General features: G+C 46.9%; 19 protein-coding genes. 9 read left to right on the top strand and 10 right to left on the bottom strand.

Annotated features, from left to right (window positions below; translation table 11 throughout):
* Nucleotides 1-24 precede the first annotated feature (24 nt).
* The 4 genes from ACYVE4_RS08660 to ACYVE4_RS08645 all read right to left on the bottom strand — a co-directional run bounded on the left by ACYVE4_RS08660 (nt 25) and on the right by ACYVE4_RS08645 (nt 5,344).
* Nucleotides 25-2,463, bottom strand: coding sequence for an outer membrane beta-barrel protein (locus tag ACYVE4_RS08660; RefSeq protein ID WP_461039082.1), 2,439 nt, complete (start codon nt 2,461-2,463; stop codon nt 25-27).
* 113 nt (nt 2,464-2,576) lie between these two features.
* Nucleotides 2,577-3,446, bottom strand: a complete 870-nt coding sequence (locus ACYVE4_RS08655; protein ID WP_461039081.1) for a YitT family protein — start codon at nt 3,444-3,446, stop codon at nt 2,577-2,579.
* Between the two features lie 89 nt (nt 3,447-3,535).
* The gene (gene cysK / locus ACYVE4_RS08650; protein ID WP_461039079.1) at nt 3,536-4,444 is read right to left on the bottom strand and encodes a cysteine synthase A; all 909 of its coding nucleotides are present in this window, start codon (nt 4,442-4,444) and stop codon (nt 3,536-3,538) included.
* A gap of 54 nt (nt 4,445-4,498) precedes the next feature.
* Entirely contained in the window at nt 4,499-5,344 is an 846-nt protein-coding gene (locus ACYVE4_RS08645) for a serine O-acetyltransferase (RefSeq protein ID WP_461039078.1), read from the bottom strand.
* Nucleotides 5,345-5,587: 243 nt separating this feature from the next.
* Between ACYVE4_RS08645 and ACYVE4_RS08640 the strand changes: the two genes are divergently transcribed.
* Nucleotides 5,588-6,823, top strand: coding sequence for a PQQ-dependent sugar dehydrogenase (locus ACYVE4_RS08640; protein WP_461039076.1), 1,236 nt, complete (start codon nt 5,588-5,590; stop codon nt 6,821-6,823).
* A gap of 25 nt (nt 6,824-6,848) precedes the next feature.
* Here ACYVE4_RS08640 and ACYVE4_RS08635 read toward each other — a convergent pair whose 3' ends face one another.
* The 3 genes from ACYVE4_RS08635 to ACYVE4_RS08625 all read right to left on the bottom strand — a co-directional run bounded on the left by ACYVE4_RS08635 (nt 6,849) and on the right by ACYVE4_RS08625 (nt 9,467).
* Nucleotides 6,849-7,625, bottom strand: coding sequence for a LytR/AlgR family response regulator transcription factor (locus ACYVE4_RS08635; RefSeq protein WP_461039075.1), 777 nt, complete (start codon nt 7,623-7,625; stop codon nt 6,849-6,851).
* A gap of 167 nt (nt 7,626-7,792) precedes the next feature.
* Nucleotides 7,793-8,818 (bottom strand): sensor histidine kinase, encoded by a 1,026-nt coding sequence (locus tag ACYVE4_RS08630; RefSeq protein ID WP_461039073.1) that lies wholly within the window; start codon nt 8,816-8,818, stop codon nt 7,793-7,795.
* 67 nt (nt 8,819-8,885) lie between these two features.
* Complete coding sequence (locus tag ACYVE4_RS08625; protein WP_461039071.1) at nt 8,886-9,467, bottom strand: cupin domain-containing protein; 582 nt, start codon at nt 9,465-9,467, stop codon at nt 8,886-8,888.
* Nucleotides 9,468-9,816: 349 nt separating this feature from the next.
* On the opposite strand from ACYVE4_RS08625, the gene ACYVE4_RS08620 reads away from it, so the two are divergent.
* Together ACYVE4_RS08620 and ACYVE4_RS08615 are read left to right on the top strand one after the other, a co-directional pair.
* Complete coding sequence (locus tag ACYVE4_RS08620; protein ID WP_461039069.1) at nt 9,817-11,142, top strand: hypothetical protein; 1,326 nt, start codon at nt 9,817-9,819, stop codon at nt 11,140-11,142.
* Nucleotides 11,143-11,393: 251 nt separating this feature from the next.
* Nucleotides 11,394-12,413, top strand: coding sequence for a vWA domain-containing protein (locus ACYVE4_RS08615; RefSeq protein ID WP_461039068.1), 1,020 nt, complete (start codon nt 11,394-11,396; stop codon nt 12,411-12,413).
* 402 nt (nt 12,414-12,815) lie between these two features.
* Here the strand turns inward: ACYVE4_RS08615 and ACYVE4_RS08610 are convergent, their stop codons facing one another.
* A complete protein-coding gene (locus ACYVE4_RS08610) occupies nt 12,816-12,947 on the bottom strand; it encodes a hypothetical protein (RefSeq protein WP_461039066.1) in 132 nt (43 codons plus the stop codon).
* Nucleotides 12,948-13,520: 573 nt separating this feature from the next.
* Between ACYVE4_RS08610 and ACYVE4_RS08605 the strand changes: the two genes are divergently transcribed.
* Nucleotides 13,521-14,165, top strand: coding sequence for a YciE/YciF ferroxidase family protein (locus ACYVE4_RS08605; RefSeq protein WP_461039064.1), 645 nt, complete (start codon nt 13,521-13,523; stop codon nt 14,163-14,165).
* A 67-nt stretch (nt 14,166-14,232) separates the two neighbouring features.
* Here the strand turns inward: ACYVE4_RS08605 and ACYVE4_RS08600 are convergent, their stop codons facing one another.
* Nucleotides 14,233-15,270, bottom strand: coding sequence for an MBL fold metallo-hydrolase (locus ACYVE4_RS08600; protein WP_461040367.1), 1,038 nt, complete (start codon nt 15,268-15,270; stop codon nt 14,233-14,235).
* Nucleotides 15,271-15,383: 113 nt separating this feature from the next.
* Between ACYVE4_RS08600 and ACYVE4_RS08595 the strand changes: the two genes are divergently transcribed.
* Complete coding sequence (locus ACYVE4_RS08595; protein WP_461039063.1) at nt 15,384-16,037, top strand: response regulator; 654 nt, start codon at nt 15,384-15,386, stop codon at nt 16,035-16,037.
* A gap of 31 nt (nt 16,038-16,068) precedes the next feature.
* Here ACYVE4_RS08595 and ACYVE4_RS08590 read toward each other — a convergent pair whose 3' ends face one another.
* Entirely contained in the window at nt 16,069-18,138 is a 2,070-nt protein-coding gene (locus tag ACYVE4_RS08590; protein ID WP_461039062.1) for a tetratricopeptide repeat-containing sensor histidine kinase, read from the bottom strand.
* Between the two features lie 250 nt (nt 18,139-18,388).
* On the opposite strand from ACYVE4_RS08590, the gene ACYVE4_RS08585 reads away from it, so the two are divergent.
* The 4 genes from ACYVE4_RS08585 to ACYVE4_RS08570 all read left to right on the top strand — a co-directional run bounded on the left by ACYVE4_RS08585 (nt 18,389) and on the right by ACYVE4_RS08570 (nt 24,152).
* Nucleotides 18,389-20,089, top strand: a complete 1,701-nt coding sequence (locus ACYVE4_RS08585; protein ID WP_461039061.1) for a trypsin-like peptidase domain-containing protein — start codon at nt 18,389-18,391, stop codon at nt 20,087-20,089.
* Nucleotides 20,090-20,183: 94 nt separating this feature from the next.
* Entirely contained in the window at nt 20,184-21,404 is a 1,221-nt protein-coding gene (locus ACYVE4_RS08580) for a serine/threonine-protein kinase (protein ID WP_461039059.1), read from the top strand.
* A 13-nt stretch (nt 21,405-21,417) separates the two neighbouring features.
* Complete coding sequence (locus ACYVE4_RS08575; protein WP_461039057.1) at nt 21,418-22,356, top strand: Stp1/IreP family PP2C-type Ser/Thr phosphatase; 939 nt, start codon at nt 21,418-21,420, stop codon at nt 22,354-22,356.
* Nucleotides 22,353-24,152 (top strand): serine/threonine protein kinase, encoded by a 1,800-nt coding sequence (locus ACYVE4_RS08570; RefSeq protein ID WP_461039056.1) that lies wholly within the window; start codon nt 22,353-22,355, stop codon nt 24,150-24,152. The genes ACYVE4_RS08575 and ACYVE4_RS08570 overlap by 4 nt, the downstream gene beginning before the upstream one ends.
* Nucleotides 24,153-24,159 lie beyond the last annotated feature (7 nt).

The following is a 24,159-nucleotide window of genomic DNA, read 5'->3' as shown; positions in this document are numbered from 1 at the left end:
CTCAGTAAATAACCCAAACTCATTTTACGATGCGCCCCCGGCTCGGCGTTTTTCGTCTTCGGCTCCCCCGGTTCGTCGACGTGTTGGGGCTATTGTATCACTGCCAAAGCGGTAGGTAAAGGAAGCGGTGGCAATGCGCGTATCCTGTCGCTGATCTAGTTTTTCGACATAATTCGCGTAAGTAGAAGTTGCTTTGAAGGGACTAGTATAGAAAATATCCGTCATATTTAGTCGCAACGTTCCTTTCTTGTTCCACATCGCTTTTTGTAAACCTACAGTCAACTGACCTAAGGGGCGGATATCGAAAAATCCGTATAGTTGATGCGATTGATAATTGCCGACCAGATCGGCTGTCCAGCCATTTCCTAATGTGAATGTATTGCTACTGTTAACATTAAACGCAGGTTGCCCAGCATTAAGAGAGGTTCCAGCCAGATTGCCAACAAATCGATTGTAGAAGGCGACAACGTTGTTATTCATCGTCCACCAACTCGCTGGCTGTGCCGGAACGGTCAGTGTAATGCCGAAATAGTCGGAACGGGTTAAATTCTGGAAGGTGGATACAACCTGTCGATTACCTTCGGGCGCTGGCTGTACTACATCAATAATTGGTGAATCTGTTCGACTGTAGCTGATGGAGGTAATAAATTTCTGTTTAAAGGTATGCGTAAGTTCTGTGTTGTAGCTCAGTTGTGGAAATAGCGACGGATTCCCTGTGAAATAGGTTGTTGCATCGATATAGGCCCGGAAGGGGTTCAATTGATTATAGGTCGGACGGTCGATTCGACGGCTGACTGAGATACCCAGTTCGTGATTTTTTGACAGAGGTTGCTTGATAAATACACTTGGGAAAAGTTGAAAATAATTACGTTCGAATCCGTTATTTCCAATCATTTGTAAACCTGTTGCCGTGGTTTTTTCGCCCCGCAAACCAGCCTGAAACGATGTTTTGTTGAAGGTCTTATTGACAGTAATGTAAGCAGCGATGATCGATTCGTCATACCGAAACTGATTGCTCTTGCCAGTATCGACGACACTTTTTCCTTCACTTATATTCGTAAACAGAACATCATTATCCGAATGAACCTGACTTAGTTTAAAGCCGCCTTCCAGCCGTGTTTTGTTTGCCAGAATATGGGTATAATCTGCTTTGAAAGAACCGATATTCAGCCCTCCGTTTAGATTACCATCCAGAGTTGTGACCGGGCGCACTGGAACCGTAAATGTAGTGGTTAGATTCTGGAGCCGATGAGTCTCATAATGTGCAAAATCCACATCGGCTGTTAACTCACGACGGCCGGTTGAATCGAAACTGTGTTTTAGATTCAGGTTGACAGCTGTATTCGGAACCGATAAGGTCCGGCGGTTGGCAGATTGATAGCTAGATTGCAAATTTCCCCGTTCATCAAATGTCTGGCTAACGTTGGGAATATGGGCTTCTGCATTCATAATCAGGCCATTAACTACCAGCCCCACTAGGGTTCGTTTTGAGAGCGTGTAATCTATTCCAGCTCGGTATGTATCTGATATGTAGCGTGTTTTCCCAATATTTTCCTGATCGCTACTGCCGATAAATAGACTGTTCTGAAAAAAGTCCCGATGCAGCGTTAAGCGAGTATATACGTTTCGATCGTTGTGGTTAATACTACCGAATAGATTTACTTTTTTATGGCGATGATTTAGTGAGAGTCCACTGGAAAACTTGCCGTATCGCCCATACCCATAACCCAGATTGATACTGCCGTTTGTGCCTTGGCGACCATCTTTCTTTAGTCGAATATCGATAATTCCTGCTCCGCCAGCCGCATCGTATTTAGCCGGCGGATTTGATATGAGGTCAATTTTTTGAATCGAATTGGCTGGAAGAGCGCGTAGCATTTCTGCCAATTCGCTCCCCGTCATCGGGACTCGCTTCCCGTCGATGAAAACCATAACCCCCTGTTTCCCACGCAACGCCAGGTTATCATTTTGGTCGACTGTTACACCCGGCGAACGACCAAGGATTTCCAGTGAGGTTGATCCCGCACTTATCGAACTCCCGTCAACATTGACAACAATCCGGTCGGTTTCTCGCTCGAACATGGGTTTGCGAGCCTGTACGGTTACTTCTTTTAATTGAGTTTTGCTGCTGGGTTTCAGTAGAATAGGGGCCAGGATTTGGTCGGAAGAAGTGATTGTAAAGGTTGCTGTCTGAACGCGTTCAAAACCGACTTGCGAAGCCGACACAAAGTAATTTCCAGCAGGTAATTGAGCAAAGTGAAACGCGCCTGTTGCGTCGCTAAATTCCGTTTTTATAACAACAGAGTCGGCCGCACGGTGAAGGGCAACCGTCGCAAACTCAACAGTTGTTCCAGCTACATCGCGGATTGTACCGGAAATAATAGGGTCTTTGCCAGCGTAGGAAAGTTGGTTGCCTAGTAGCGAAAGAAAGAACAGGATGCAGACACGTAAAGGGAACGTCATGGAGACAATCGTTTAGGTTGATGAGAAGACTGATTTCGCAAAAGACTGGTGAATACATCCTCAGCGCAGCAATTCTCCATAAACGGCCCAAAACGGGTATTAGTGGCGATGCATTAATGCATGGGCAGGCTCTTTACTTTCCCTCCGGCCACATCATCGACACTATGCTGAATGATGAACGCGTTCGGATCCAGTTCGATGACCATAGAGCGTAGTCGGCTGATTTCCAGCCGTGTAATGACCGTGTACAGTACGCTTTCTATTTCCTGGTGACTACCGTGTTTGCCATAGCCACCCTGTCCTCTGAGGATCGTAATGCCCCACCCTTTAGCAATGACCTGTTCCCGAATAGGATCAGGGTTTTTCGAAATAATGAGAATCGCAGTATACTCCTCAATACCGTGAATCACAAAATCAACCGTTTTGGATGCCGCGAAGTAGGTAATCATTGAGTATAGAGCTGGACTAATCCCTAAAAAGAAGGCAGCAGCGCCAAAAATCAGGACGTTTAGCACCAGAATAACATCACTTACTTTTAGGGTGTGATTGCTTCGGCTTATCAGTAGCGCTGCAATTTCGGTTCCATCCAATACGGCACCTCCACGTATGGTTAATCCAATACCGGCACCAATAAAGAAACCACCAAAAACAGCAGTCAACAGAAAATCGGGGGTTACATCAGGATAAGGAACAACCGCCAGACTGATGGAAAGACCGGCAATGGCCAATATACTTTTTAAAGCAAATTGACGGCCAAATTGACGATAGCCTAAGCCAATAAACGGCAGGTTGATGACTAATAACCAGATGGGAAGCGGAATTTTGAAGAGCGTAGCCAGCAACATCGAAATTCCCGTCACACCCCCATCAATAAAATGGCTGGATGTCAGAAATCCCTTGATGCCCAATCCTGCGCTGAATACACCGGCGATGATAAAAATTGTATCCTTAATATTTCGATAAGTAGTTGATTGTGGGTTCATACGTAACGTTGTCGATGTATAGAATGGGCAAAAGTCTACTGAGGAGCGTTCTCGTTCCTAATTCACCTCAGACTGTTGTTGGCAATCGGCTAATATAAGCCTTCTATCGATAAATAGCGCTCACCAGTATCGTAACAGAAGGTAAGAATCCGGCTTCCTGGCGTAATATCCGGTAATTTTTTGGCGACGGCTGCCAGTGATGCCCCCGACGAAACCCCAACGAAAATGCCTTCTTCCCTGGCCGAACGACGGGCCATTTCGTACGCTTCATCTTTACTAACCTGAATGGTACCGTCCAGCACATTTGTGTGTAGATTGGCAGGAATGAATCCTGCGCCTATTCCCTGAATCGGGTGTGGCCCCGGCGCACCACCGCTAATGACTGGCGAAAGTTCAGGCTCTACTGCGTATACTTTCAGATTAGGAAATTTCTCTTTCAGTACTTCGCCAACAGCGGTAATGTGGCCACCCGTACCGACCCCTGTAATCAGTACATCGAAACCCTCCGGAAAGTCAGCCAGAATTTCCTGCGCTGTTGTGCGTACATGAACATCGATGTTGGCGGGGTTTTCGAATTGTTGGGGCATCCAGGAATTTGGCGTTGTCGCCAGTAGTTCGTGTGCCCGTTCGATGGCACCTTTCATGCCTTTCTCGCGGGGCGTCAAATCAAATTCGGCTCCGTAAGCTGCCATAATTTTCCGTCGCTCGATACTCATAGACTCCGGCATGACAAGAATAATCTTATACCCTTTCACTGCCGCAACCATCGCCAGACCAATACCTGTATTACCCGACGTTGGCTCAATAATGGTGCTGTCGGTTGTCAGCAATCCTTTAGCCTCGGCGTCCTCAATCATCGATAGCGCAATGCGGTCTTTTATACTGGCCCCAGGGTTAGCCCGTTCAAGCTTCGTCCAGACTTCATAACCAGGAAATAGCCGATTAAGACGTACGTGGGGTGTATTGCCAATCGTATTGAGGATGGTTGTAGCTTTCATAAGAGGCTCGTCGGTAGTTAGTTAGGGAGTGTTTTGGGGGCTATTGACTTTAGTCTAAATCACAAAATTAATGGGCTCAACCGATTCCAGGGATTTTAGGCGAACCTCAGTCTGATGCTGGTGGTAGACAAGGGAGTGTGCTTCGACGCTGCTGGTAAGCCAGACGTTACCGCCAATAACCGAATCGTGCCCAACGACAGTATGACCACCTAAGATGGTGGCGTTGGCGTAGATAACTACGTTGTTTTCGATGGTTGGGTGCCGTTTCTTCTGCGCCATCGATTTCGCTACATAGGTGGCACCGAGGGTTACGCCTTGATAAATTTTTACATTGTTACCAATCACCGTGGTTTCACCGATAACAACTCCGGTACCGTGATCAATAAAAAATGACCGACCAATTTGTGCGCCTGGATGAATATCGATTCCCGTTTGTCCGTGCGCATATTCAGTTAGCATGCGGGGGAGAAGCGGTACATTTTGTTTCATCAATTCGTGCGCAATCCGATAAACGGCGATGGCATAAAAGCCCGGATACACCGCTACAACTTCTTCAATTCCAATGGAAGCCGGATCATTATCCGCAATTGAATGGGCGTCGAGCAACAAGTTGTCGTAGATGGTGGGTAGCTGCTCGAAAAACCGTTCCGTAATGGTTTCCGGTCTTTCGGTCAGGTTTTTTTCAAGGGGGCATAGCAAGTTGGTAAGCTGTTGCTGTAATGCCTGATAAGTTTCTTCAACATGCTGCGAGACAGATTTACAGTCCTGCGTAACCGGGAAGAGTAAGCGCATCAACTGGTCGATAAATCGTCCGGCATCAGGTCTTGACGGGAGTTTATACCGGTAGTGTGAGCGTTGAGCCTGAAGATGGTCGAGGAGCGTATTTGTCGCAGTGGTCATGGGGGTAAGTTTAGTTGTAAAACCAAGGAAAATGCGTAGTCGTTCGATTTTAGGATTAACTCATTATAAACAGGAGTGGAATCTACACCCCGTTCTGTGGAAAGACTACACTAACCTTTTAGTCGTTAAACGTATGAAGTAGAATTATTACATGACTAATTAGCTGTTTTTGAGCAAAATATGGGCCGAAAAAATGATTTATTATAAATAGGTCCCTGATTTGTAGACAAACTTCCAGAACAAATGAATCAATTAATCATGCTCAGCAAAACCATAAGCACGTTTATCATCTCTCTGATAGCCACATCGGTTGTTGCCTGGTTTGTCGCGTTGGCCTGTAAGCCAGCTACCGCCCCTGATGCGATAGCTACTGATTCGACCGGTACGGGAACTGGATCGTTGAAAACCGAAGTTGTTAATGCTTATCCAAAACTGACATTTGCCTCTCCGGTTGAATATACCTATGCCAATGATGGTACCAATCGCGTTTTCGTGGTTGAAAAGGATGGTCGCATCCGGGTATTTGAGAATGATGCCAATGTCGCTTCAGCAGAGACTTACCTCGATATTCGCTCAAAAGTGGCATCGAGTGGTGAGATGGGTTTGCTGGGACTGGCGTTTCATCCCGATTTCAAGCAAAACGGATTTTTCTACGTCAACTATACAAAAGATAACCCTCGCGAAACCATTGTGAGTCGGTTCAAGGCATCGTCGGCTACTGCCTCGTCGGCTGATCCGGCTTCGGAAGTTATTCTCTTTCGTTTCGATCAACCCTATACGAATCATAACGGGGGTAAGATTTTGTTTGGACCAGATGGTTATTTATACGTTGCAACAGGCGATGGCGGTAGTGGGGGCGATCCGCAGAACAATGCGCAGAATCGTACAAACTTGTTGGGTAAAATCCTGCGGGTTGATGTCAACAGCACCGAAAAAGGTCAGTATGGTATTCCGGCAGATAACCCGTATAAAGGCAATACGAATGGATACCGCGAAGAAATTTTTGCGTTCGGTTTACGAAATCCCTGGCGAATCAGTTTTGATGATCAAAAACGCTTGTGGGCTGGTGATGTAGGTCAGAATGCGCTTGAAGAAATAGATATTATTACGAAGGGTGGTAACTACGGCTGGCGAGTGAAAGAAGGTAATAACGACTTCAATTCGAGCGGTAATACAGTAAATGGGTCGGAATTGATTGCGCCTGTTTATCAGTATGGGCGCGCTAATGGCGACGTTTCCATTACAGGTGGCTACGTCTATCGCGGAACGGCACAGCCTACTTTAAAGGGCAAGTATATTTATGCCGATTATGCCAGTGGCCGCGTCTGGGCATTAACTATGAATGGCAATACGGCTTCTAATAATCAGGAGATTATAGCCCGCGCGGGAGCCATATCCGCTTTTGGTGAAGATCAAAAAGCGGAACTTTATCTGCTCGACTTTAGTGGAGGTAAAGTTCTAAAGCTGGCTTCTAACTAGCTCTGTTCGGAATGGGCGTACTACCTCACTTTCCCATCCATTTCTTAAACTCGGTGGCCCGCTCGCGACTGACAAGTACCTCTTCAGCAGGTGAAGGTAACAGGGCCAGTTTGAGCTTATGATTAAAATGGGGATGAATCTGTTGCACAGACTGTACACTGACAATAAATTGTCGGCTTGCACGAAAAAACTGGGCCGGGTCGAGCATGCTGTCTAACTCATCTAATGTATAATCCAGCGTAAATTTTTGCCCTTTGGCCGTGTGGAGCAACGTAACCCGGTCTTCCGAATGGAAATAGGCAATCTCGCTCGTCTCAATCGGTAACCATTGAGATAGGTGTCGAACCAGAAAACGGCGACGATAGTCAGTGGCCTGATTTTGCTGACGAAGATGTCGAACTAGTGTTTGAATCGCTTTTAATTGCCGGGTAGAGGCTTCGTGCTGGCGATTGAGTTGCTCAAACTTTTGCAGACTGGCCGCTAATTCAGGCTGCTTGATTGGTTTCAACAGGTAATCGATGCTGTTTACCTTGAACGCTTTTATTGCATATTCGTCATACGAGGTCGTAAATATGACTGGTGCTGGAACCGTCGTTTGTTCGAAAATTTCAAAGCTCTGACCATCTGCCAGTTCAATATCCATAAAGATCAGATCCAGGGACGGTTTCGCTTGCAGATAATTGACTGTGGATTCAACACTGTCGGTGGTATTAGCAATTCGGATTTGAGGAGCCACTTCTGCGAGTAACTTAGTGAGCCGCAGGGCCGCTAATTCTTCGTCTTCAATAAGGAGGACATTCATGTACGTAATAAACTGAGTCGATAGTAGTTGTAGGTCAATATATTCATAATCCCGTGTCTGTGTCCTCACAGACACTTTTCCGGATGGCGTGTTATGCTGACGCATATGTGTCTGTGAGGACCGGGACGCCGGCCGCTCAGACACGGGAGTTAGCGTTAAGAATTGCTCTATGCTGGAATTAGCGGTAAGGCTACGACGAATTGGCCGGTTTCTTCCCGAACTGAAGGCCGGGGTTGGCCGAGCATTTCATACTTGGCCAGAATATTGGCTAACCCTACACCATTCGAAACAACGCTCTGTCTTTTCTTCTGGATATTATTCCGAACGTGCAGATTGGCTAAGTCATCCGTCTGAATGTCAACGGTCAGGGGTTTACTTTTCAGAATGCTATTATGCTTTACCGCGTTTTCCACTAATAACTGGAGTGTTAACGGTGGAATCTGATACGATCGAAAGCGCTGATCGACCTGAATCTGCAATTCAAAACCGGCTCCATATCGAGTACGTAGCAAGTGCGTGTACGAGTTAATAAAGTCCAGTTCTGTTCCCAGGTCAGTCAAATCCTGCTCATTAGCCCGTAACACGTAGCGATATACCGAACTCAACTCTTCGGTAAACGTTTCGGCCTGTTGCGGATTTTCGCCAATTAACGTAATCAATGAGTTTAGGCTATTAAACAAAAAGTGCGGATTGACCTGCTGTTTGAGTACATCCATCTGCTGTTGCATGTGCAGCTGTTTTAGTTTGTACTCACGCTGTGTACTTTCCCGAAGCTGATTATACGTGAAAATAGATTCATGGCATCCGGCCGACGTTACGTTGGTAACGAATCCGATCATCAGTATCCACGGAATCGTTTCCGTTTTAAGTGGGTAATCTAATTTGTAGTAAATCCAGCAAATGGACAGAATAGCAAACATCATAAACCCGACATAACCCAACATCGAATACAGCAACCGTTGACCAAACTGATCAGCGGCTCCGTAACAGTGTCGCATGTACTTCATCCATGTGGTCAGCACGACAAAAATGACCAGCCCCCAGGCGTTGACAATGAGGGTAGCCCCTATAAATAAGGATGAATTCTGGAAGTAGATTGGCCCAAAGATAACGTAGTTGGCGATGATGACAGCCGGATAATTCAGTAGATAAATGAGAATATCGAAGCGATCAAACTTGGCCCACTGTTTCATAACGAGGAAGAGAATAAAAAATACCAAAGATACTAGCCAGGCATAAGCCAGTCAACGAACGTATTGGTTACCAGACGGTCATGTACCGGCGTTGTAAGTCGGCCGCAATCCCTTTCTTGACTGCCTGACGTCCAAACCAGGTCAATATGGGTTGAAGCATCGACATCCATCCCGTCATACAGGTGCCGCTAATCATCATAATATAACCCAACACATAGGGGCTTTTAGGCATTCCCTGCGCGTTTGACAGGCCATCTTTAGCTAATCCGTAAGTGATTTGAAGCAATTGCTCAAAACCAGGGCAGCCGGGTGCAATTCGACACTGAAATCGACACGATTCGGTACTCTGATTAAAGAATCGGTGTTTGCTGTAGGCCGGTGCCGTAGCCGACTGACCGGGCTTGAGACGGATAATCTGGCTGCCGAGCTGGATACTTAATTCACCTTCGAGGCAAGTGAATTCTTCGGAGAACTCTTCATGGTAATGAAGCGGATTCCCTCCGCCAGCCGATAAGGTAACTTCGACTAACGTTTGGTAGCCGTTGCTTTCACGGCTGGTTTCCAGAAAAATGACTTCGTCTTTCAGAATTGGATTAACGATAGTGCGCAACTTGGTTGGCGCAGTTACGGATGTTTTTGTTGGTTGCATACATGTGCTGTTTGATTTGATGAAGCAAAGTTGTGCTGAACCAGTGCCGATTTCCGAACCTCAAACCAACGAAGCGGTATTTATGCCTACTGAACCATCACATGCTCAAACAGAGCGTTTCTAACCGAGTGGACCATAATTGATGGTTACCTGGTTGCCTGATAAATACAGCACATCTATCCCATTTCAGTGGCTTATTGTCTGTTCAAGACGCAGAAATAGCCAGCATGCCGATTGACCAAATCTTTGTACCGCTTCAGTAGACGACTATCCCGTTTCAGTAGATCTCGACTTCACGTACTGAGTTGAGCCGCTCAATTTTGTGCACATCCAGTAAACACAAAAGCTTATGAAATTTCGACATTACCTCCTGGCAGGCTGGGCGCTGATGGCCTGCCTGACTAATTGCAAAAAACCAATTGATCCTGTTGATCCAATTGTAACCCCCATTCCCAAGCCCGATCCAGACGATGCTGTGGTTGACCCAACAGGGTTAGTTTGCCCCATTGGCGAACCGATCGGTGCCTCTGATCTGACGGAAATGATTGGCCCGGCGGGTGGAACCGTGTCGTCTGAGGATGGTAAGATTCGTATCGACATTCCGGCGGGCGCTTTGACCAGCGAAGAAGCTATCAGCATTCAACCCCTTACCAATACGAATCCCACTGGAAAAGGAGCCGCTTTCCGTCTGGAGCCCCATGGAACGACGTTTGCCAGGCCCGTAAAAATTACCTTCGCCTACGATGATATTGATTTACAGGCGACCGTTGCCGAAGCGCTTCAGGTTGCGTATCAGGAAAAAAATGGTGTCTGGATGGCGATGCCAGGAGCTAAGCTCAATAAACAGGCAAAAACCCTTACCATCGAAACAACGCATTTCAGCGACTGGAGTTATTTCTCGACCATCTTTTTGTCGCCCCAGCAAAAAGGCATTCAACCGGGCGAGTCGGTGCCGATGACCGTATATACGACGATGGCGTACGATGAGTTATTAGCCCCGTTAGTAAAGCCCAGTCCGATTGTTCAGTTGCATCAGGACCAAACGGTACCTGTAATTCAATGGTCTGTTGCAGAACGTATTGGCAAACTGGCTACTACGGGTGCAAGTAATTTCAACACATACACAGCCCCAACAGGTATTGTCAAACCTACGCCTGTCACCGTCACCGCTCAGGTACAAAGCAAGAGGAAAGAGTTTCTTCTGTTAGTGTCATCAATGATGATCATACCGGAGGGGATTGTTTATCGACTGGATGGCGGCCCCTGGATTCATCGAGTTGGTATAGCCCAGCGAGCGGGTGGACAGTCGGTTACGATTGGAGCCGCAAAACCTACTTCAAACGACACCGGCCTAGCTATTAGTATTGTCATTCCCCGATTATACGATGTCAAGAATATGAGTTTAAGCTGGGGACTCAGTGCTCTGTTCACCGCTAGCCCCGTATCCGATTATTTACGGTATGATATTTTATATGTTGTCGGGAAAAACTTACTTATTAGCCCCGGTTACGTATACATCAGCGAGATCAGTTATTCCGCGTCAAACATAGCGGGCATTGAGTCGGCTGCGGTCAGTGGTAGTTTCACCGTACCAAAATCTGGAGCTTTTAATGGAGATGGTTACCTAGGCACGCACCGGATCGAAGGGTATTTTAGCATAGGCAAGAAGATGTGAGTAGATTGCTTTGAGCTCGTTAATTGGCTTGAAAAGGATAAGGGTAGAACTGCTAGTTCATAGCTTATTGGTTCAAGGTAACTAATTGCCGGATTCCCCATGTACTACAAATAGCGTCGGCAATACAGCAATTGAAGCAGGAATTTTAGCAATTCAGTGATCTGGTGGTAGCAATCCGCCGGGGTAAGAGGAGACTTTTGTGCCATAACGGCGGTACAACAACCCGCTAATGAACCTCTTCGATTAAGGCCATGAACTTACGTCAACGTCTAGTGTCCGCCTGGCTGCTGACGGCAATACTTGCCGCTTGCACCACCCCACCAGTTGATCCAATTACAACAGATCCCATAAAAACGCAACCTGGTGATCCTGTAGAAGTCGAGTTTTTTCGACTTAGTGCCTCTAACAACAAACGGACGGCGGTTAACCTAAAATGGAAAGCACAGCCGGGAAACCCAACGTACCGAATCAAACGAGTGTCTACCGTTGGTATGACCAATAATGTAGCAGACCTGACATTTGAGTCGGTCGGTGAAACAAACGAGGTTACGTTCGAGGATAAAAAGGTAACGCCGAGTTCGTTCTATTACTATAAAATTGAGGCTCGATATAGTACCGGTAGGGTGATAGAAAGTGAGACTATGTTAGGGATGACAGTTGCTGAGCTATCCGCTTATGAGAAAGCTTTAGAAGCCTATACCAATCTGGGCGATGCGACGGGCGGCAAACGCTACGATATTGCGAATCCTACTTTTTTACCCGAAACCGTTATTAAAATCATCAAAGACAATGTAGGCAATCAGAATGCAGACATTGTAATACTACTGGACAACACCAGCAGCATGGGCGAATACATCGATGCTTGTCGGGCGGGGTTAAATAAAATAATCGATGCCCTACCGCCCACCGCCCGATTGGGAGCAGGTGGCTATCGGGATCACGGCGACCTGTATGTATTAAGCTATCAGGATCTGACCACGGATTTCTCGTCCATCCGTAAATTCCTCGGTACAATGACGGCCAGCGGAGGTGGTGATGCACAGGAGGCCGTATATGATGCTGTTTATAGCGTTCTTGAGCAGGCTAAATGGGTCAATAAGAAGCGAATTATTATTGTTGTAGGTGATGAAGCTCCCCAGGAAAAGCCTGGTCTAACGGATCATAGCTACCAGCAGGTAGTCGATAAGTGCCGCCAGTTGGGCGTTGAGGTTAACCTCTACCCAATCTTAATTGATGAATCGCTTGAGGAACTTCCTGAGGGAGGGGCCTAAGAGGATGTTTAGACTTTCATTCTAACATAGCTTTTGTCATTCTGACCGAAGGGAAGAATCTTAACCTATCCTTACGTGAGCGTCAGATTACGTTAATATTCTCCCCTTCGGTCAGAATGACAAAACCACTCATTCGGACCTGGTTTTAAAAGTTAAGTAGGGCCTGAATGTCAAGAAGAAAATCGAAAGCGTATAGAGGATATCGGTAGCGGGGAGCTAATTAGATCACCAGGTGGTATCAGTATCGACAAAATCGAACTGGTCAACGGACTGAAATACGTAACCGGATCAGTATCCGTAACTGGCTATAAAACACGTGGGTCCTGTAACAAAGGCTAGTCAGTGGAAAAAGTGAGTATTTCAGGTTCGTTCAGGATGCCGTATATAACCCCTCAATTGTAATCATTCGACCAATATGGCCAATACATTGGCGATGCGGTAAAATTTACCTGGGAGAATAACCGATTGATACGGGTAGTCGATATGCTGAGAGAAAAAGCCATGCTGACCACTATACTGAACTACGACGCTCACGGATGAATTACCAACATAAAAGGGGATGCTGACCCGGCCTGGGGAAGTTCATTTGAGAAAACTTTTACGTATCAGGCAAACGGTGATTACCACTATACGTTCCTTAACAAAGAAACAGGTGTCGAGGATTACTACAGGGAGATAAAGTCAGTCAAGACCATTAAACACCCGTACTCCCTGTTAGCTGCTCACGGCTCACCGTACGATATTTTCAATTCACATCCGTGGTATGAATATGCGTATAGTGAAATAAGCAGTCAATTATGACATAATTGATTGTGATTAACGAATGACAGACTCTAAACAAATCGTGTTCTTCCTCGGCAATGGATATAATCTTTGTCGAAGCGGAACACGGTTTGTCTTGGGCAATATGGTCTTTATGTTAAACTTATTTGGTGGACCTCAATTCTGGTAAATAAGTATGGTCTTGATACTCTACGGATTCTGTAGAAAAATAGAAACACTATTGGATTCCTTAAATCGATAACTCGCAGACTATCAGTAGTTGGCCTGAAATTGGTACAAAGGCAGAGAAAATCAAGTTAACTAACATCAAAATCAATAGAAATTATGGCAACGTTTGGAGAACGCATCGCAAACTTTTTCGGAGGAACTGATACCGATACACAGGAAGGTCTTCGTAGCTTGTTCGTTACGGAACTACAAGATATCTATTACGCCGAGAAACAGGCTGTAAGCGCACTGGGTGAACAGGCCGATGCATCAACAACCGATGAAGTACGAAACGCTTTTCTACAGCATCAGAATGAAACCCGCAACCAAGTAGCTCGTCTGGAACAAGTATTCAGCAGCATCGGAATCGATGTTGACGAAGGTACCTGCGAAGCGATTGATGGACTAGTAGAGGATGCACAACGGGTTGTTTCCAATACAGATTCAGGCTCATTGACGCGAGATGCAGGGTTAATCATTGCTGGTCAGAAAATAGAGCATCACGAAATTGCTGCGTATGGTTCGGCTGTTACGCTGGCACGTGTTTTAGGCTATCAGGAGGCCGCCCGTTTGCTTGAGCAAACACTGGAAGAAGAAAAAACAGCGGATAAAAAACTAACTACGCTGGCCGAATCATTTATTAATGACCGTGCTGCGTCAGAATCTGAAGGCAGCGATATGAGCCGTAGTGCAGATTATGACTATCGAACTGAGGATACAACTAGTGTTGTGAATCCAGACGGTACTCGCTACGATCGGTAGAGTAGTGTTTTGTCTTTAGTAAACTATACATGAAACCTAAAAGGTCTTGAAGACCTTTTAGGTTTTTTCATTTGAACACCATAGGCATGCCTTCTTTCGGAACCAGGAATTTTGCTTCGGGAATATTCTTTTCGAGAAGTGCTTTTCTTAGATCATCAGCTGGTTCGAATAACCCATCGTCACCCTGTTGAAAGGTGCCGAAATGAATACCTACTGCCTGGATTGGTTTCAGGTCAATAAATGCCTGGACTGCCCCGGCAGGCGACACATGGACGGGAGCCATGAACCACTCAGGCCGATAGGAGCCAATAGGCAACAAAGCTAGTTTAATCGGCCCACCTGACTGATTAGCCAGTTCACCAATGCGTTTAAAATGAGGTCCATAGCCGCTGTCTCCACAGAAATACGTGATGCCAAAACTAGTGTGAAGAAAATAGCCACACCAGAGCGTTTCATCGCGATCGCCCATACCTCGATTGCTGAAGTGCTGCGCCTGAGTACAGGTAAGTTTCAGCTTTTCATTGATTTGTAATGTATCATTCCAATCGAGTTCACGGGTAGTGCGTCCGTCAACGGACTTGGGTAGATGCGATACACCCAGTGGCGTAACAAATAGAGGATTATGCGCCTTCACCAGTTTTTTGATCGTTGGCATATCCAGGTGATCATAGTGATTATGACTCAGTAAGACCACATCGATGGGCGGCAACTCCTCAAACCGCAATCCTGGCGGACGTTTTCGTTTGATACCAAGCCACGAAGTAGGCCCAACACGATTCGACCAAACAGGATCTGTCAGAATATTTAGTCCGGCTGTCTGAATAAGAAACGTAGAGTGATTGACGAACGTAAGAACCAGGCTATCACCCTCAATTCTTGTGGCCGGTTTTGCACCCACATACGCATCGGGCTGCTCGGGCCAGGGTCCCTTATCCCGATTGAACATCCATTTCAATAAACTACCTGTTCCTCGTTCTGAGCTACCGGGATTGAAGAACTTCTTTCCGTCGAAATGATCAGTGATAGGACCTTTATAACGCGGAGCACAGGCTGATACAATCAGGAGTAAACTCGACACAGCGAGCAGTGGTAGGAGCGAATACATGCCGTCAATGTACGAATAGAATAGAAATCGGTCAACTTTCATCCGTGTTGGCAATCACGAAACACTCATTATCTTTGACTTATCCTATTCCTCTAGATTGATCTGTTTGCTGTATGTCCTCTTCAATCCGCGTAGTGCTCACCGATGACCACGAAATTATTTTAGACAGTTTATCCCTGTTGCTCAGCCGCATCGAAGGCGTTGAAGTAATTGGCACCCTGAACGATAGCCGGGATGTTGTTGATTTTCTGCACGAAAATCCGGTCGATATCCTGCTAACCGATTTGGATATGCCGGACCTGAATGGTATTAATCTAACCCTCCAGGTTCGGCAGCATTTTCCCCAGCTTAAAATACTGATGCTCACCGTTTCAGAAGATGCAGACCGAATTCGGGAAGCATTTCGGGCAGGTATTTCGGGTTATGTGATGAAAAAGGCCGGGAAAGCCGAGCTGGAACGGGCCATAAAAACACTGGCGCGAGGGGAAAAATATTTCTCTGAATCAGTCATGAGCCAGCTTATGGCGCTTCCCGTAGAATCTGCCCGACCCACCGATGAAGCACCAGCCCCACTTGTTCCCCTGACCGATCGTGAAATCGAAATCATCAAACTAGTTGCTCAGGAATTATCGACGAATGCCATTGCCGATAAGCTATTCATTAGCCCCGGTACGGTCGAAACGCACCGGCATAATATCCTCCGCAAATTAGGCGTCAAAAACTCGATTGGCATTATCAAATACGCTGTGAAACACGGGTTGTTGTAAGAGAAATGACGCACATAAAGAAGTAGTTGACTCATGCCACAATTGGGATCTGAACGTTTATCTGCGTGCCACCTTCTTCCCGGTTTGCAATCTGACAGGTACCCCCCAATCGTTCCAGACGGGATTGAATATTTTGAAGGCCGATTCCATTCTTTGTTTTCCCGGTAGGCAGCCCCTGTCCGTCATCCTGAACAGTTAGAGATAGAGTTCCATTTTGACGGAATAGGATGATGCCTGCCTGGCTTGCTTTGGCGTGTTTTAAAATATTGTTGACCAGTTCGAGCGTAATGGCATATAATTCGTAAGCTACTTTGCCCCGTACATCTTCTCCAGATTCTTCGGTTTCGAGCGAAAACCGAGTTCGATTCTGCACGCTTAGCGTATCCGTCAGTTTGATGAGTGCCGCCTGAAGCCCCTGTTTATCCAGAATTTCGGGCATGAGATTATGCGAAATCGCCCGGATATCGTCGTAAACCTCGCCCATGTGTTCCAACAATCTCTTGTGTTCACGGAGTTGAGCATCGTCAAACTCGTCGGTATCGAACGCTTCGAATCGCCATTTTAGGGCCGATACTTTTGCGGCTACACTATCATGTAGTTCGCTGGCAACCCGTTTACGTTCAAGCGTTTGTCCGCGATACAGTGCTGCTTCAATTTCGGCGTTCTTTTGCGAGAGCTCTTCATTTTTACTCTTTAGCTGTCGGTTGCTCCAGAATACATAGCCCAAAATACCCGCTCCAACGCTCAGTAGAGCAATCAGAAAATTACGCAATTGCTCAAGTTTGTCGTTTTCCAGCGATTGAATCCGCGATTCCTGTTGGGCCTGTTTCAACAGGGCACCTTGCTGTTTTTTTTCGAAGTCGTATGTCATGCTGGCAACAGTCGCCTTCTGCATAGCTTCTTCATTCAGCATCGTATCCGCTTCGGCTTTATACCATTTATAATAGAACAAAGCCTTGGCTGGTTGAGCCAGATGGTCGTACGCTTCGGCCAGCTGACGAATGTACTCGGTGCGTTCAGGACGCATCTCCTTCACATCTTTCGTCCACGTCAGGCCTTTCTGTGCAGATTCTACAGCCTGATTATACTGTTTAAGCGCTAAATATATTTTCCCGAAATTACTTTGCGCATTATGCTCAACTACATCCTGCGATTTCTCCACGGTTTTACGATAGGTATCTGCCGATAATCGGGTGTATGTTAGCGCTTTATCGTATTGCTTCAAGGCAATGTATAATCGACCAACGATGCCGTATGTTCTGGCCAAACTTCCTGGCTGATAAGGATTCGTATAGCTTTTTAGCAGTTCGAGGTTCATCGATAATGCTTTCGTATACTGTCCTTTTTTCTCTAGAATTTCGGCTTGTCTTGCCGTTAAAAAGGCTTTAACCATCTGGTCGTTCATCTGGTCGGCGAGTTTTTGTGCTTCAGTAAAGCAAGTCATAGCATCGTCGTACCGATTGAGTTTTATATAAGCCATGCCTAGATTGGGCAGCGTAGAGCGCAACCCTTTTAGATCCTGAATGGATTCCTGAATGCGACGGGCGTTGAGCCACAGGTTGATAGCGGCAACATAATTGCCTTCGCCCATCTTCATGATTGCCATCTCATTATACCCCTGCGCTTCCCATTTTCGGTCTGGAGCCTGCTTGAATTTCTGTAAAGCTTTCTCCAGCAGACTTCTGGCTTCCGGAAGTTTGTTCATGATATTTTCGTAGAGCTGCGCCCGGCGGAGGAATACCTGTCCCTGCAAAGACAAGTCCTTTATTGCAATCGCCATTTTTTCGGCCGTATCCAGTTGGGCGTGAGCCGACTTTGTATCGGACAGATAATCGGCTTCGATCCGGGCCAGCGCCAGACGGGCGCGAATTTCGCCCGTTGGATACTTCACCTGATTGGCTATTCGCATAGCCTGCATCAGTGTTTGCCTTGCCAGCGAATCGTAGCCATTCCACCAAAGGTTGGTAGCCAGTTCATGCATCGTTTTTACCCGATTGCTGTCAGAAGGCAACTTTGCCAGTTGCGTGCGCAGTGAGTCGATAGTCGGATTCTGCGCAGCAGCCAGCGAGCAGGTAAGACACAGGAAAAATAAGTAGCGCATGTGTGTGAAGAGCGAAAGAGTGCTTAGCGTTATTTGGGCGCTCATTCACTCAATGAGCCTGTAAAATAGAGACTTAACAATCTCAATAGCAAGTGCTAAAACCAATCTATAGGAAAACCTATAGAAGCAAAATATAGGTTTTCCGGCCCGCAAATCAGGGGGTTCCCCGATTTCCCACCGACGCGCCATCCGCCAACTTTGTATCAGTCAAAACGACAACAACTTTTCACCTCAAGACATATAAGAAATCATGGCAACTCTTGTTAACCGCTACGTAATTCGTCACCTGACCGGCGCTAAAGCCAACCAAGTCGAAGAGTTCGACTACAAAAAGTATACTGAACTGACATTCGGTCGCGCTGCTACCAATGTGGTTCGCTTCGATCCAGAACGGGATGCCGCCGTTTCCCGCGAACATGGTAAAATTGTTCGGGAGTCGGACAAGTCCTTCACATTCACGTTGTTTGATAACAATTCTCGCAACGGAATTTTCGTCAACAAAACTCGTATTAACGGTTCCGTTCAAATCCAACCCGGTGATGAAATTCAACTTGGTCAGGGTGGTCCGGTTTTCCAGTTCGATCTGAATCCACGTCCGGCCGAACTAATGATGAGTACCCGTGTGGTTGATATTCCAACGTCAATCAAACCGACTACAGAATTAAGCCTTGCTGAAACAATTGCTGCATCCAGCGAAAGCGAAATGCCTGCTCCACAGAAAGTTGGTCTGGGCAAACAAACTGTTGAGCGGATGATGATGACCGAACGCCGGAAAACCAATAAGTCAGTCATGGTTGGTATTGCTGCGCTACTGGTGGTTTTATCTGGCTTAACCTTCGCTTTCAAAGATAAACTGAAGCCCGAGGTTAAAACCGTGACGATTCATCACCACGATTCAACCAAAGTTATACAAACCGCCAACGATGGCTTAAATGCAGAACAAATCGCATCGGCAAACATTAACAAAGTGGTTTTCATCGAATTTGGCTACAAGCTTACCCACACGATGGGCGATGATATTTACCACGAATACATGCCAATTAAACTGCCTGATGGCCGTACGGTGAACAAAGCTGTGTATATCGAAACCGCTCCCGGAAAAATTGAACCTCTGTTAGGTCTGAAACGCAATGTATCCGTCGGGAGACCCATTGCCATGGTTGGTGCTAGTGGATCAGGATTCGTGGTATCGAACGAAGGGCATATCATGACCAACCGCCACGTAGCAGCCGCCTGGAACTCGTACTATAGCTTCCCACAAGATGCGTTCCCTGGTATTCTGCTTGTGCAGGGGGCAAAAGGATGGGAAATTAGTGCTGAACCTGTACAGGAATTCCGTTGGGTACCGTCTGAAACACAGTTCTTTGGTAAAAAACCAATGTCGGGTAAAGTAATCGAAGGTGTGAATACCTACATGGACGTAACCTTTAATAAAAACGAACAACGTTTCCCGGCTCAAGGCAAGCCAGTCGTATCGCCGAAACACGATGTAGCTATCATCAAAATTGATCTGGCCGAAGATCTCTCTCCAGTAAAACTACGCGATGCCGATCGGACTGTGGCCCCTGGTCAACCAATCACGGTAATGGGTTATCCAGGAATCTCTCCGGATGTGTACGTTGGTGAATATTCGTCAGACTTCTCGAATCGTAATCCACAGATTGTTAAAGTACCGGATGCAACCATCACTCCTGGTAACATTGGCAAGATCTTACGTGGTCAGACAACCGGCAAGGCAGCAGCCTACTACAGCGAATTCGGTGACTACTATCAACTTACGGCCAACGCAACTGGCGCCGGTAACAGTGGAGGTCCGGTCTTCGACAAAGATGGTAACACAATCGGTATCTTCTCTGCCAGCACCAACAGTGGCGATGCAACTCGAATCACCTTCGCCATCCCGATCAAATATGGTCTCGAACTGATGGGCCGTCGGCAAGTAGTTGAATAAGCAAGTTTCAAGTTCAACGTTCCAGGTTTCAGGTTGGTACCGAAAATAGCACCTTCCTGAAACTTGGGCTCTCAAAGCTCAAACAATAAATAAAATGACACCCTCTCATTCACTCCTCTACCGTACCGTTGCTGGTTATCGCCTGACCGATTACATTGGGGCTGGCGGAATGGGAGAGGTGTTCAAAGCCTTCCATATCGAAACGGGTCGACTCGCTGCTGTAAAAGTCTTGTATCGACCTGAATTTGCAGCCCGCTTCCGTAACGAAGCATCGGTTCAGGCTTCGGTTTCGCACCCAAATATTGCCGCTCTCTACGATTTTAGCCTGGTTGATGAACGTCCTGCTCTGGTAATCGAATGGATTGATGGACTGGCGTTGGATGAACTGATTCGACGGAAGGGCAAATTGACCAACGAAGAGGCTACCCGAACCATCCGACAAATTGCCAATGCAATGGCCTACCTGCACCGAATGGGAATTGTTCACCGCGATCTGAAACCGTCTAATATTCGAATTAAGCCCAATGGTCAGGTGAAGCTAGTCGATTTCGGAATTGCAAAAGATCGACACACCCCGCAACTCACTAAAGTTGGACACGCTGTCGGAACAACCGAGTTTATGGCTCCCGAACAATTCCGTGGACAGGTTGACGCGAAATCTGATGTTTGGGCTCTGGGTGTTGTACTGTATGAAATGACTACCGGACATTTACCGTTTGATGCGGCTAATCCGCTTCTTCTCCGCCACCAGATTGAACGAGGACAGTTTACCCGCCCTCAACTACTGAATCCCACTATCTCGCTCGAGTTGGCCGCATTGATTATGAATTGTTTACAGGTAAATTCGGCCAAACGTCCAGCATCAACTGAGCTAGAAGCAATGCTTGATAAACCTGCAGAACAAAGCATGATCGCCCAGAATCTGTTTTCGCAATTCTCCTTGCCGACTTTTGATTTGGCTACTTCTATCCACACCTTTCGTTATTGGTTAATTGCCGCAGCAGTCGGTATCGGAATGATTCTAATTGTCAATAGTCGGCCAGCAACCCCAGAAATAGCCGAACAGGAGCAGGAACTAGGTCCAACACCCCCGGCGACTCGTCAAACCGAACAGATAAAAGTAGAAGTGCTCAACGCCGATTATGACTTGGAGTTGGTTATGCCCGATGGTACGGTTCAGTCAAAAGAGCCTTTTGTTGTAAGTAGAACACCTGGACAGCCACTGCCGATTACGATTAAATATCAGGGCGTTGCCAGGCAATTCACGATTGAACCAGAAGTACAGGGACTATATCAATGTTTTTTCGACCGATAGCAACGACACACTCATGAGAAATTTCTTTAAATGGCTATTTGGTCAACAAGAAACGACCAACCTTCCCGAAACCGCCGAATCGCTGATTGAATCGCCGGCTACTGAAGTAAGCGAAGTTGCAGAAACGATGGAAGAAATCAATGCCGTTGTTCTGTCTGACCTGGGAAATGTTCGGCAAAACAATGAAGATACCGGACTGTTTGTCCGCCTGGCCGATGAAGGTTTACGCCGAAAAAAAGGATATCTGTTGCTGGTTGCCGATGGAATGGGTGGGCATCTGGCCGGAGAAATTGCCAGTCAGATGGCGGCTGAATTAATCAATCGGGAGTATTTTCAAAGTACGCAAAACATTGAAAAAAGTTTGCAGCGGGCTTTCCAGATTGCGAATCAGCAAATTTTTGACGAAGCCCGGACACACGATAAATTCCGGGGGATGGGGACCACCTGCACCGCCATTGTCGTGCACGAACAGGAACTCTATTTCGCCCACGTTGGCGACAGCCGGGCCTACATACTTAAAGCTGGTCAATTGGTGCAACTCACCCAGGATCACACGTATGTACAGGAGTTGCTTCGGAAAGGCGAAATCAGCGCCGAAGCAGCCGCTAATCATCCCGAACGAAACGTATTGACCCAGGCGATGGGTACCAAAGCCGAAGTACGAGTCGATATAGGTCGATGTGTACTTCCGTTCGACAAGGGCGATCGGTTGATCCTCTGCTCAGATGGATTATATGAATATTGCCTTGAGACCGATTTTATTCGGATATTAAGCCAGGAAAGCTTACCGGATGCGGCCGAAGAATTGATTAACCTGGCCAAAAGCCGGGGTGGTCACGACAATATAACGGTAGTGCTGGCCGAGCGGATTAAGACGGACGTGCAAACCACCTCGAAAGAGACCCGTGAAATTGATTTACCGCTCACCCGTGATCTGGAACTACCTCAATGACTACTGTTATGCAACCAACGATGAAAGGCCGACTCATCCATCACTACCGCGTAGAGTCGCTGCTGGGGGAAGGGGGGATGGGAACCGTGTACCAGGCGCTGGATACCCATCTCGAACGGCCTGTTGCGGTTAAAATGCTGCATCCGCATCTGGTTAGCCAAACGTCATTCATGGAGCGATTCCGGAATGAAGCCCTGATTCTGGCCCGGCTCAACCACCCAAATATTGCCGTTGTCTATAATTTCCTGCAGGATGGCTCCGATTACTTCATGGCAATGGAGTACGTTGAAGGAGATAGCCTGGAAACATTAATTCGAAAAGCCGGAGCCTTACCCCCTGTAATTGCCGCCGAAATCACTCGTCAGGGACTGGAAGGGCTGGCACATGCCCATAAAAAAGGGATTTTACACCGCGACATCAAACCTGCGAACCTGATGCTAACGCCCGAAGGTTCCGTCAAGCTTATGGACTTTGGTATCGCTCGGATCGTTGGTAATCAACGGATGACCCAGGTAAACCGCATCGTCGGCACGTTGGAATATATGGCTCCTGAACTGATTCAGGGAGAAGCCCCTTCGCCAGCCTCCGATATTTATGCGATGGGAATTCTGCTGTACGAATTGCTTTCTGGGAAACTGCCCTTCGCCAGCCGCACTGATTATGCGCTGATGCAGGCCATCATTCAGGAAAAACCGATTGCGCTCCGAAAACTGAATGCTCAGGTGCCAAAGGAACTGGAAGCTATTGTACATAAAGCACTCGATAAAAATCCGGAGAAACGGTTTGCCAACGCCAAAGAATTTCAAAAAGCATTACAACCCTTTTCGTCGCAAGCTCCCATTCTCGATCCGGCTCAATTGATGGGTACACCGACTACGGGTATTCTGAACATTCAGCCTGTTCGTCAGACCGTTCTGCTGGAAACTAAAGAGGCTTCGCAGGCAGTAAAACCCGGATTGAATTCCTCCGTAATGCCCTGGATGTCGGATAACTGGCAGACGCTCCTAGCCGGTGGACTTACCTTAGTGGCTTTATTATTTATCGGGCTAATCTTTTTCGATTCGTCGGATAGTCCCCAAAAAAGTATCAAAGAGTCAGGTACAATCGCTTCTAATCAACCGAAGAAATCAGAAGAAATTAAGATAACACGAGAAGAGCCTGCGGCAGAAGTCTCGGTAGCGCAAGTAGCTCCAGGCACTGGATCGACTTCACAACCTCGTGAAGAGTCACCCGCGCCGATTGAAAAGAAGGAAGAAATCGGTCCTAAATCAGTTCGTCCTTATACTAAAGTTCCGGGTGAGAGTAAAAAGCCGATTGTCAGCGCACCTATTACACCTGCTGAAACACCGTCAAATCCCGTTACGCCAGCAACGAAACCAGAACCTGCTCCAGAAGTAGTTACGCCAAAATCAACCGCAGTCGCGCATAAATCGATTACCATTCGTCGACTACGCGTCAATCTGGCTTTAGTAGATGGCCTTTCGTCGGATGCTTCGCAGGAAGGGCAGTCAATTCGTTTCCGGGTCACCGAAGCGGTCGTGAGCGATGGCGAAGTCGTAATTCCAAGTGGGGCAACGGCGTATGGCGAAGTCAGTCGGGTAAAACGGGCTGATGGGGATGTATTCCGCAAACGAAGCTTACTGGAATTTCGGATCAACAGCGTCGAAGCCGTGAATGGAAAACGAGTTGCGCTCCGGTCGGCCACAATCAGCGAAGAAGCTAAAGGGCAGCCTGTTCAATTTCGTTCCGGACAAACCTTTGAAGTACGCACCGGCGACGATGTCATTAACCTCTAATTCCAGA

It is taken from the genome of Spirosoma harenae (genome assembly GCF_054776975.1).
The sequence above is the reverse complement of the archived record's forward strand: the minus strand, read 5'-3'. Positions and strand labels throughout refer to the sequence as shown.

Excerpts from the sequence above, each read along its gene's own strand:
- ACYVE4_RS08585 (WP_461039061.1), top strand. The coding sequence starts at position 18,389 with ATGGCAACTCTTGTTAACCGCTACGTAATTCGTCACCTGACCGGCGCT.
- ACYVE4_RS08645 (WP_461039078.1), bottom strand. The coding sequence starts at position 5,344 with ATGACCACTGCGACAAATACGCTCCTCGACCATCTTCAGGCTCAACGC.
- ACYVE4_RS08600 (WP_461040367.1), bottom strand. The coding sequence starts at position 15,270 with ATGTATTCGCTCCTACCACTGCTCGCTGTGTCGAGTTTACTCCTGATT.
- ACYVE4_RS08660 (WP_461039082.1), bottom strand. The coding sequence starts at position 2,463 with ATGACGTTCCCTTTACGTGTCTGCATCCTGTTCTTTCTTTCGCTACTA.
- ACYVE4_RS08590 (WP_461039062.1), bottom strand. The coding sequence starts at position 18,138 with ATGCGCTACTTATTTTTCCTGTGTCTTACCTGCTCGCTGGCTGCTGCG.
- ACYVE4_RS08635 (WP_461039075.1), bottom strand. The coding sequence starts at position 7,625 with ATGAATGTCCTCCTTATTGAAGACGAAGAATTAGCGGCCCTGCGGCTC.
- ACYVE4_RS08620 (WP_461039069.1), top strand. The coding sequence starts at position 9,817 with ATGAAATTTCGACATTACCTCCTGGCAGGCTGGGCGCTGATGGCCTGC.
- ACYVE4_RS08570 (WP_461039056.1), top strand. The coding sequence starts at position 22,353 with ATGACTACTGTTATGCAACCAACGATGAAAGGCCGACTCATCCATCAC.
- cysK (WP_461039079.1), bottom strand. The coding sequence starts at position 4,444 with ATGAAAGCTACAACCATCCTCAATACGATTGGCAATACACCCCACGTA.
- ACYVE4_RS08640 (WP_461039076.1), top strand. The coding sequence starts at position 5,588 with ATGAATCAATTAATCATGCTCAGCAAAACCATAAGCACGTTTATCATC.
- ACYVE4_RS08605 (WP_461039064.1), top strand. The coding sequence starts at position 13,521 with ATGGCAACGTTTGGAGAACGCATCGCAAACTTTTTCGGAGGAACTGAT.
- ACYVE4_RS08615 (WP_461039068.1), top strand. The coding sequence starts at position 11,394 with ATGAACTTACGTCAACGTCTAGTGTCCGCCTGGCTGCTGACGGCAATA.
- ACYVE4_RS08595 (WP_461039063.1), top strand. The coding sequence starts at position 15,384 with ATGTCCTCTTCAATCCGCGTAGTGCTCACCGATGACCACGAAATTATT.
- ACYVE4_RS08580 (WP_461039059.1), top strand. The coding sequence starts at position 20,184 with ATGACACCCTCTCATTCACTCCTCTACCGTACCGTTGCTGGTTATCGC.
- ACYVE4_RS08630 (WP_461039073.1), bottom strand. The coding sequence starts at position 8,818 with ATGAAACAGTGGGCCAAGTTTGATCGCTTCGATATTCTCATTTATCTA.
- ACYVE4_RS08655 (WP_461039081.1), bottom strand. The coding sequence starts at position 3,446 with ATGAACCCACAATCAACTACTTATCGAAATATTAAGGATACAATTTTT.
- ACYVE4_RS08625 (WP_461039071.1), bottom strand. The coding sequence starts at position 9,467 with ATGCAACCAACAAAAACATCCGTAACTGCGCCAACCAAGTTGCGCACT.
- ACYVE4_RS08575 (WP_461039057.1), top strand. The coding sequence starts at position 21,418 with ATGAGAAATTTCTTTAAATGGCTATTTGGTCAACAAGAAACGACCAAC.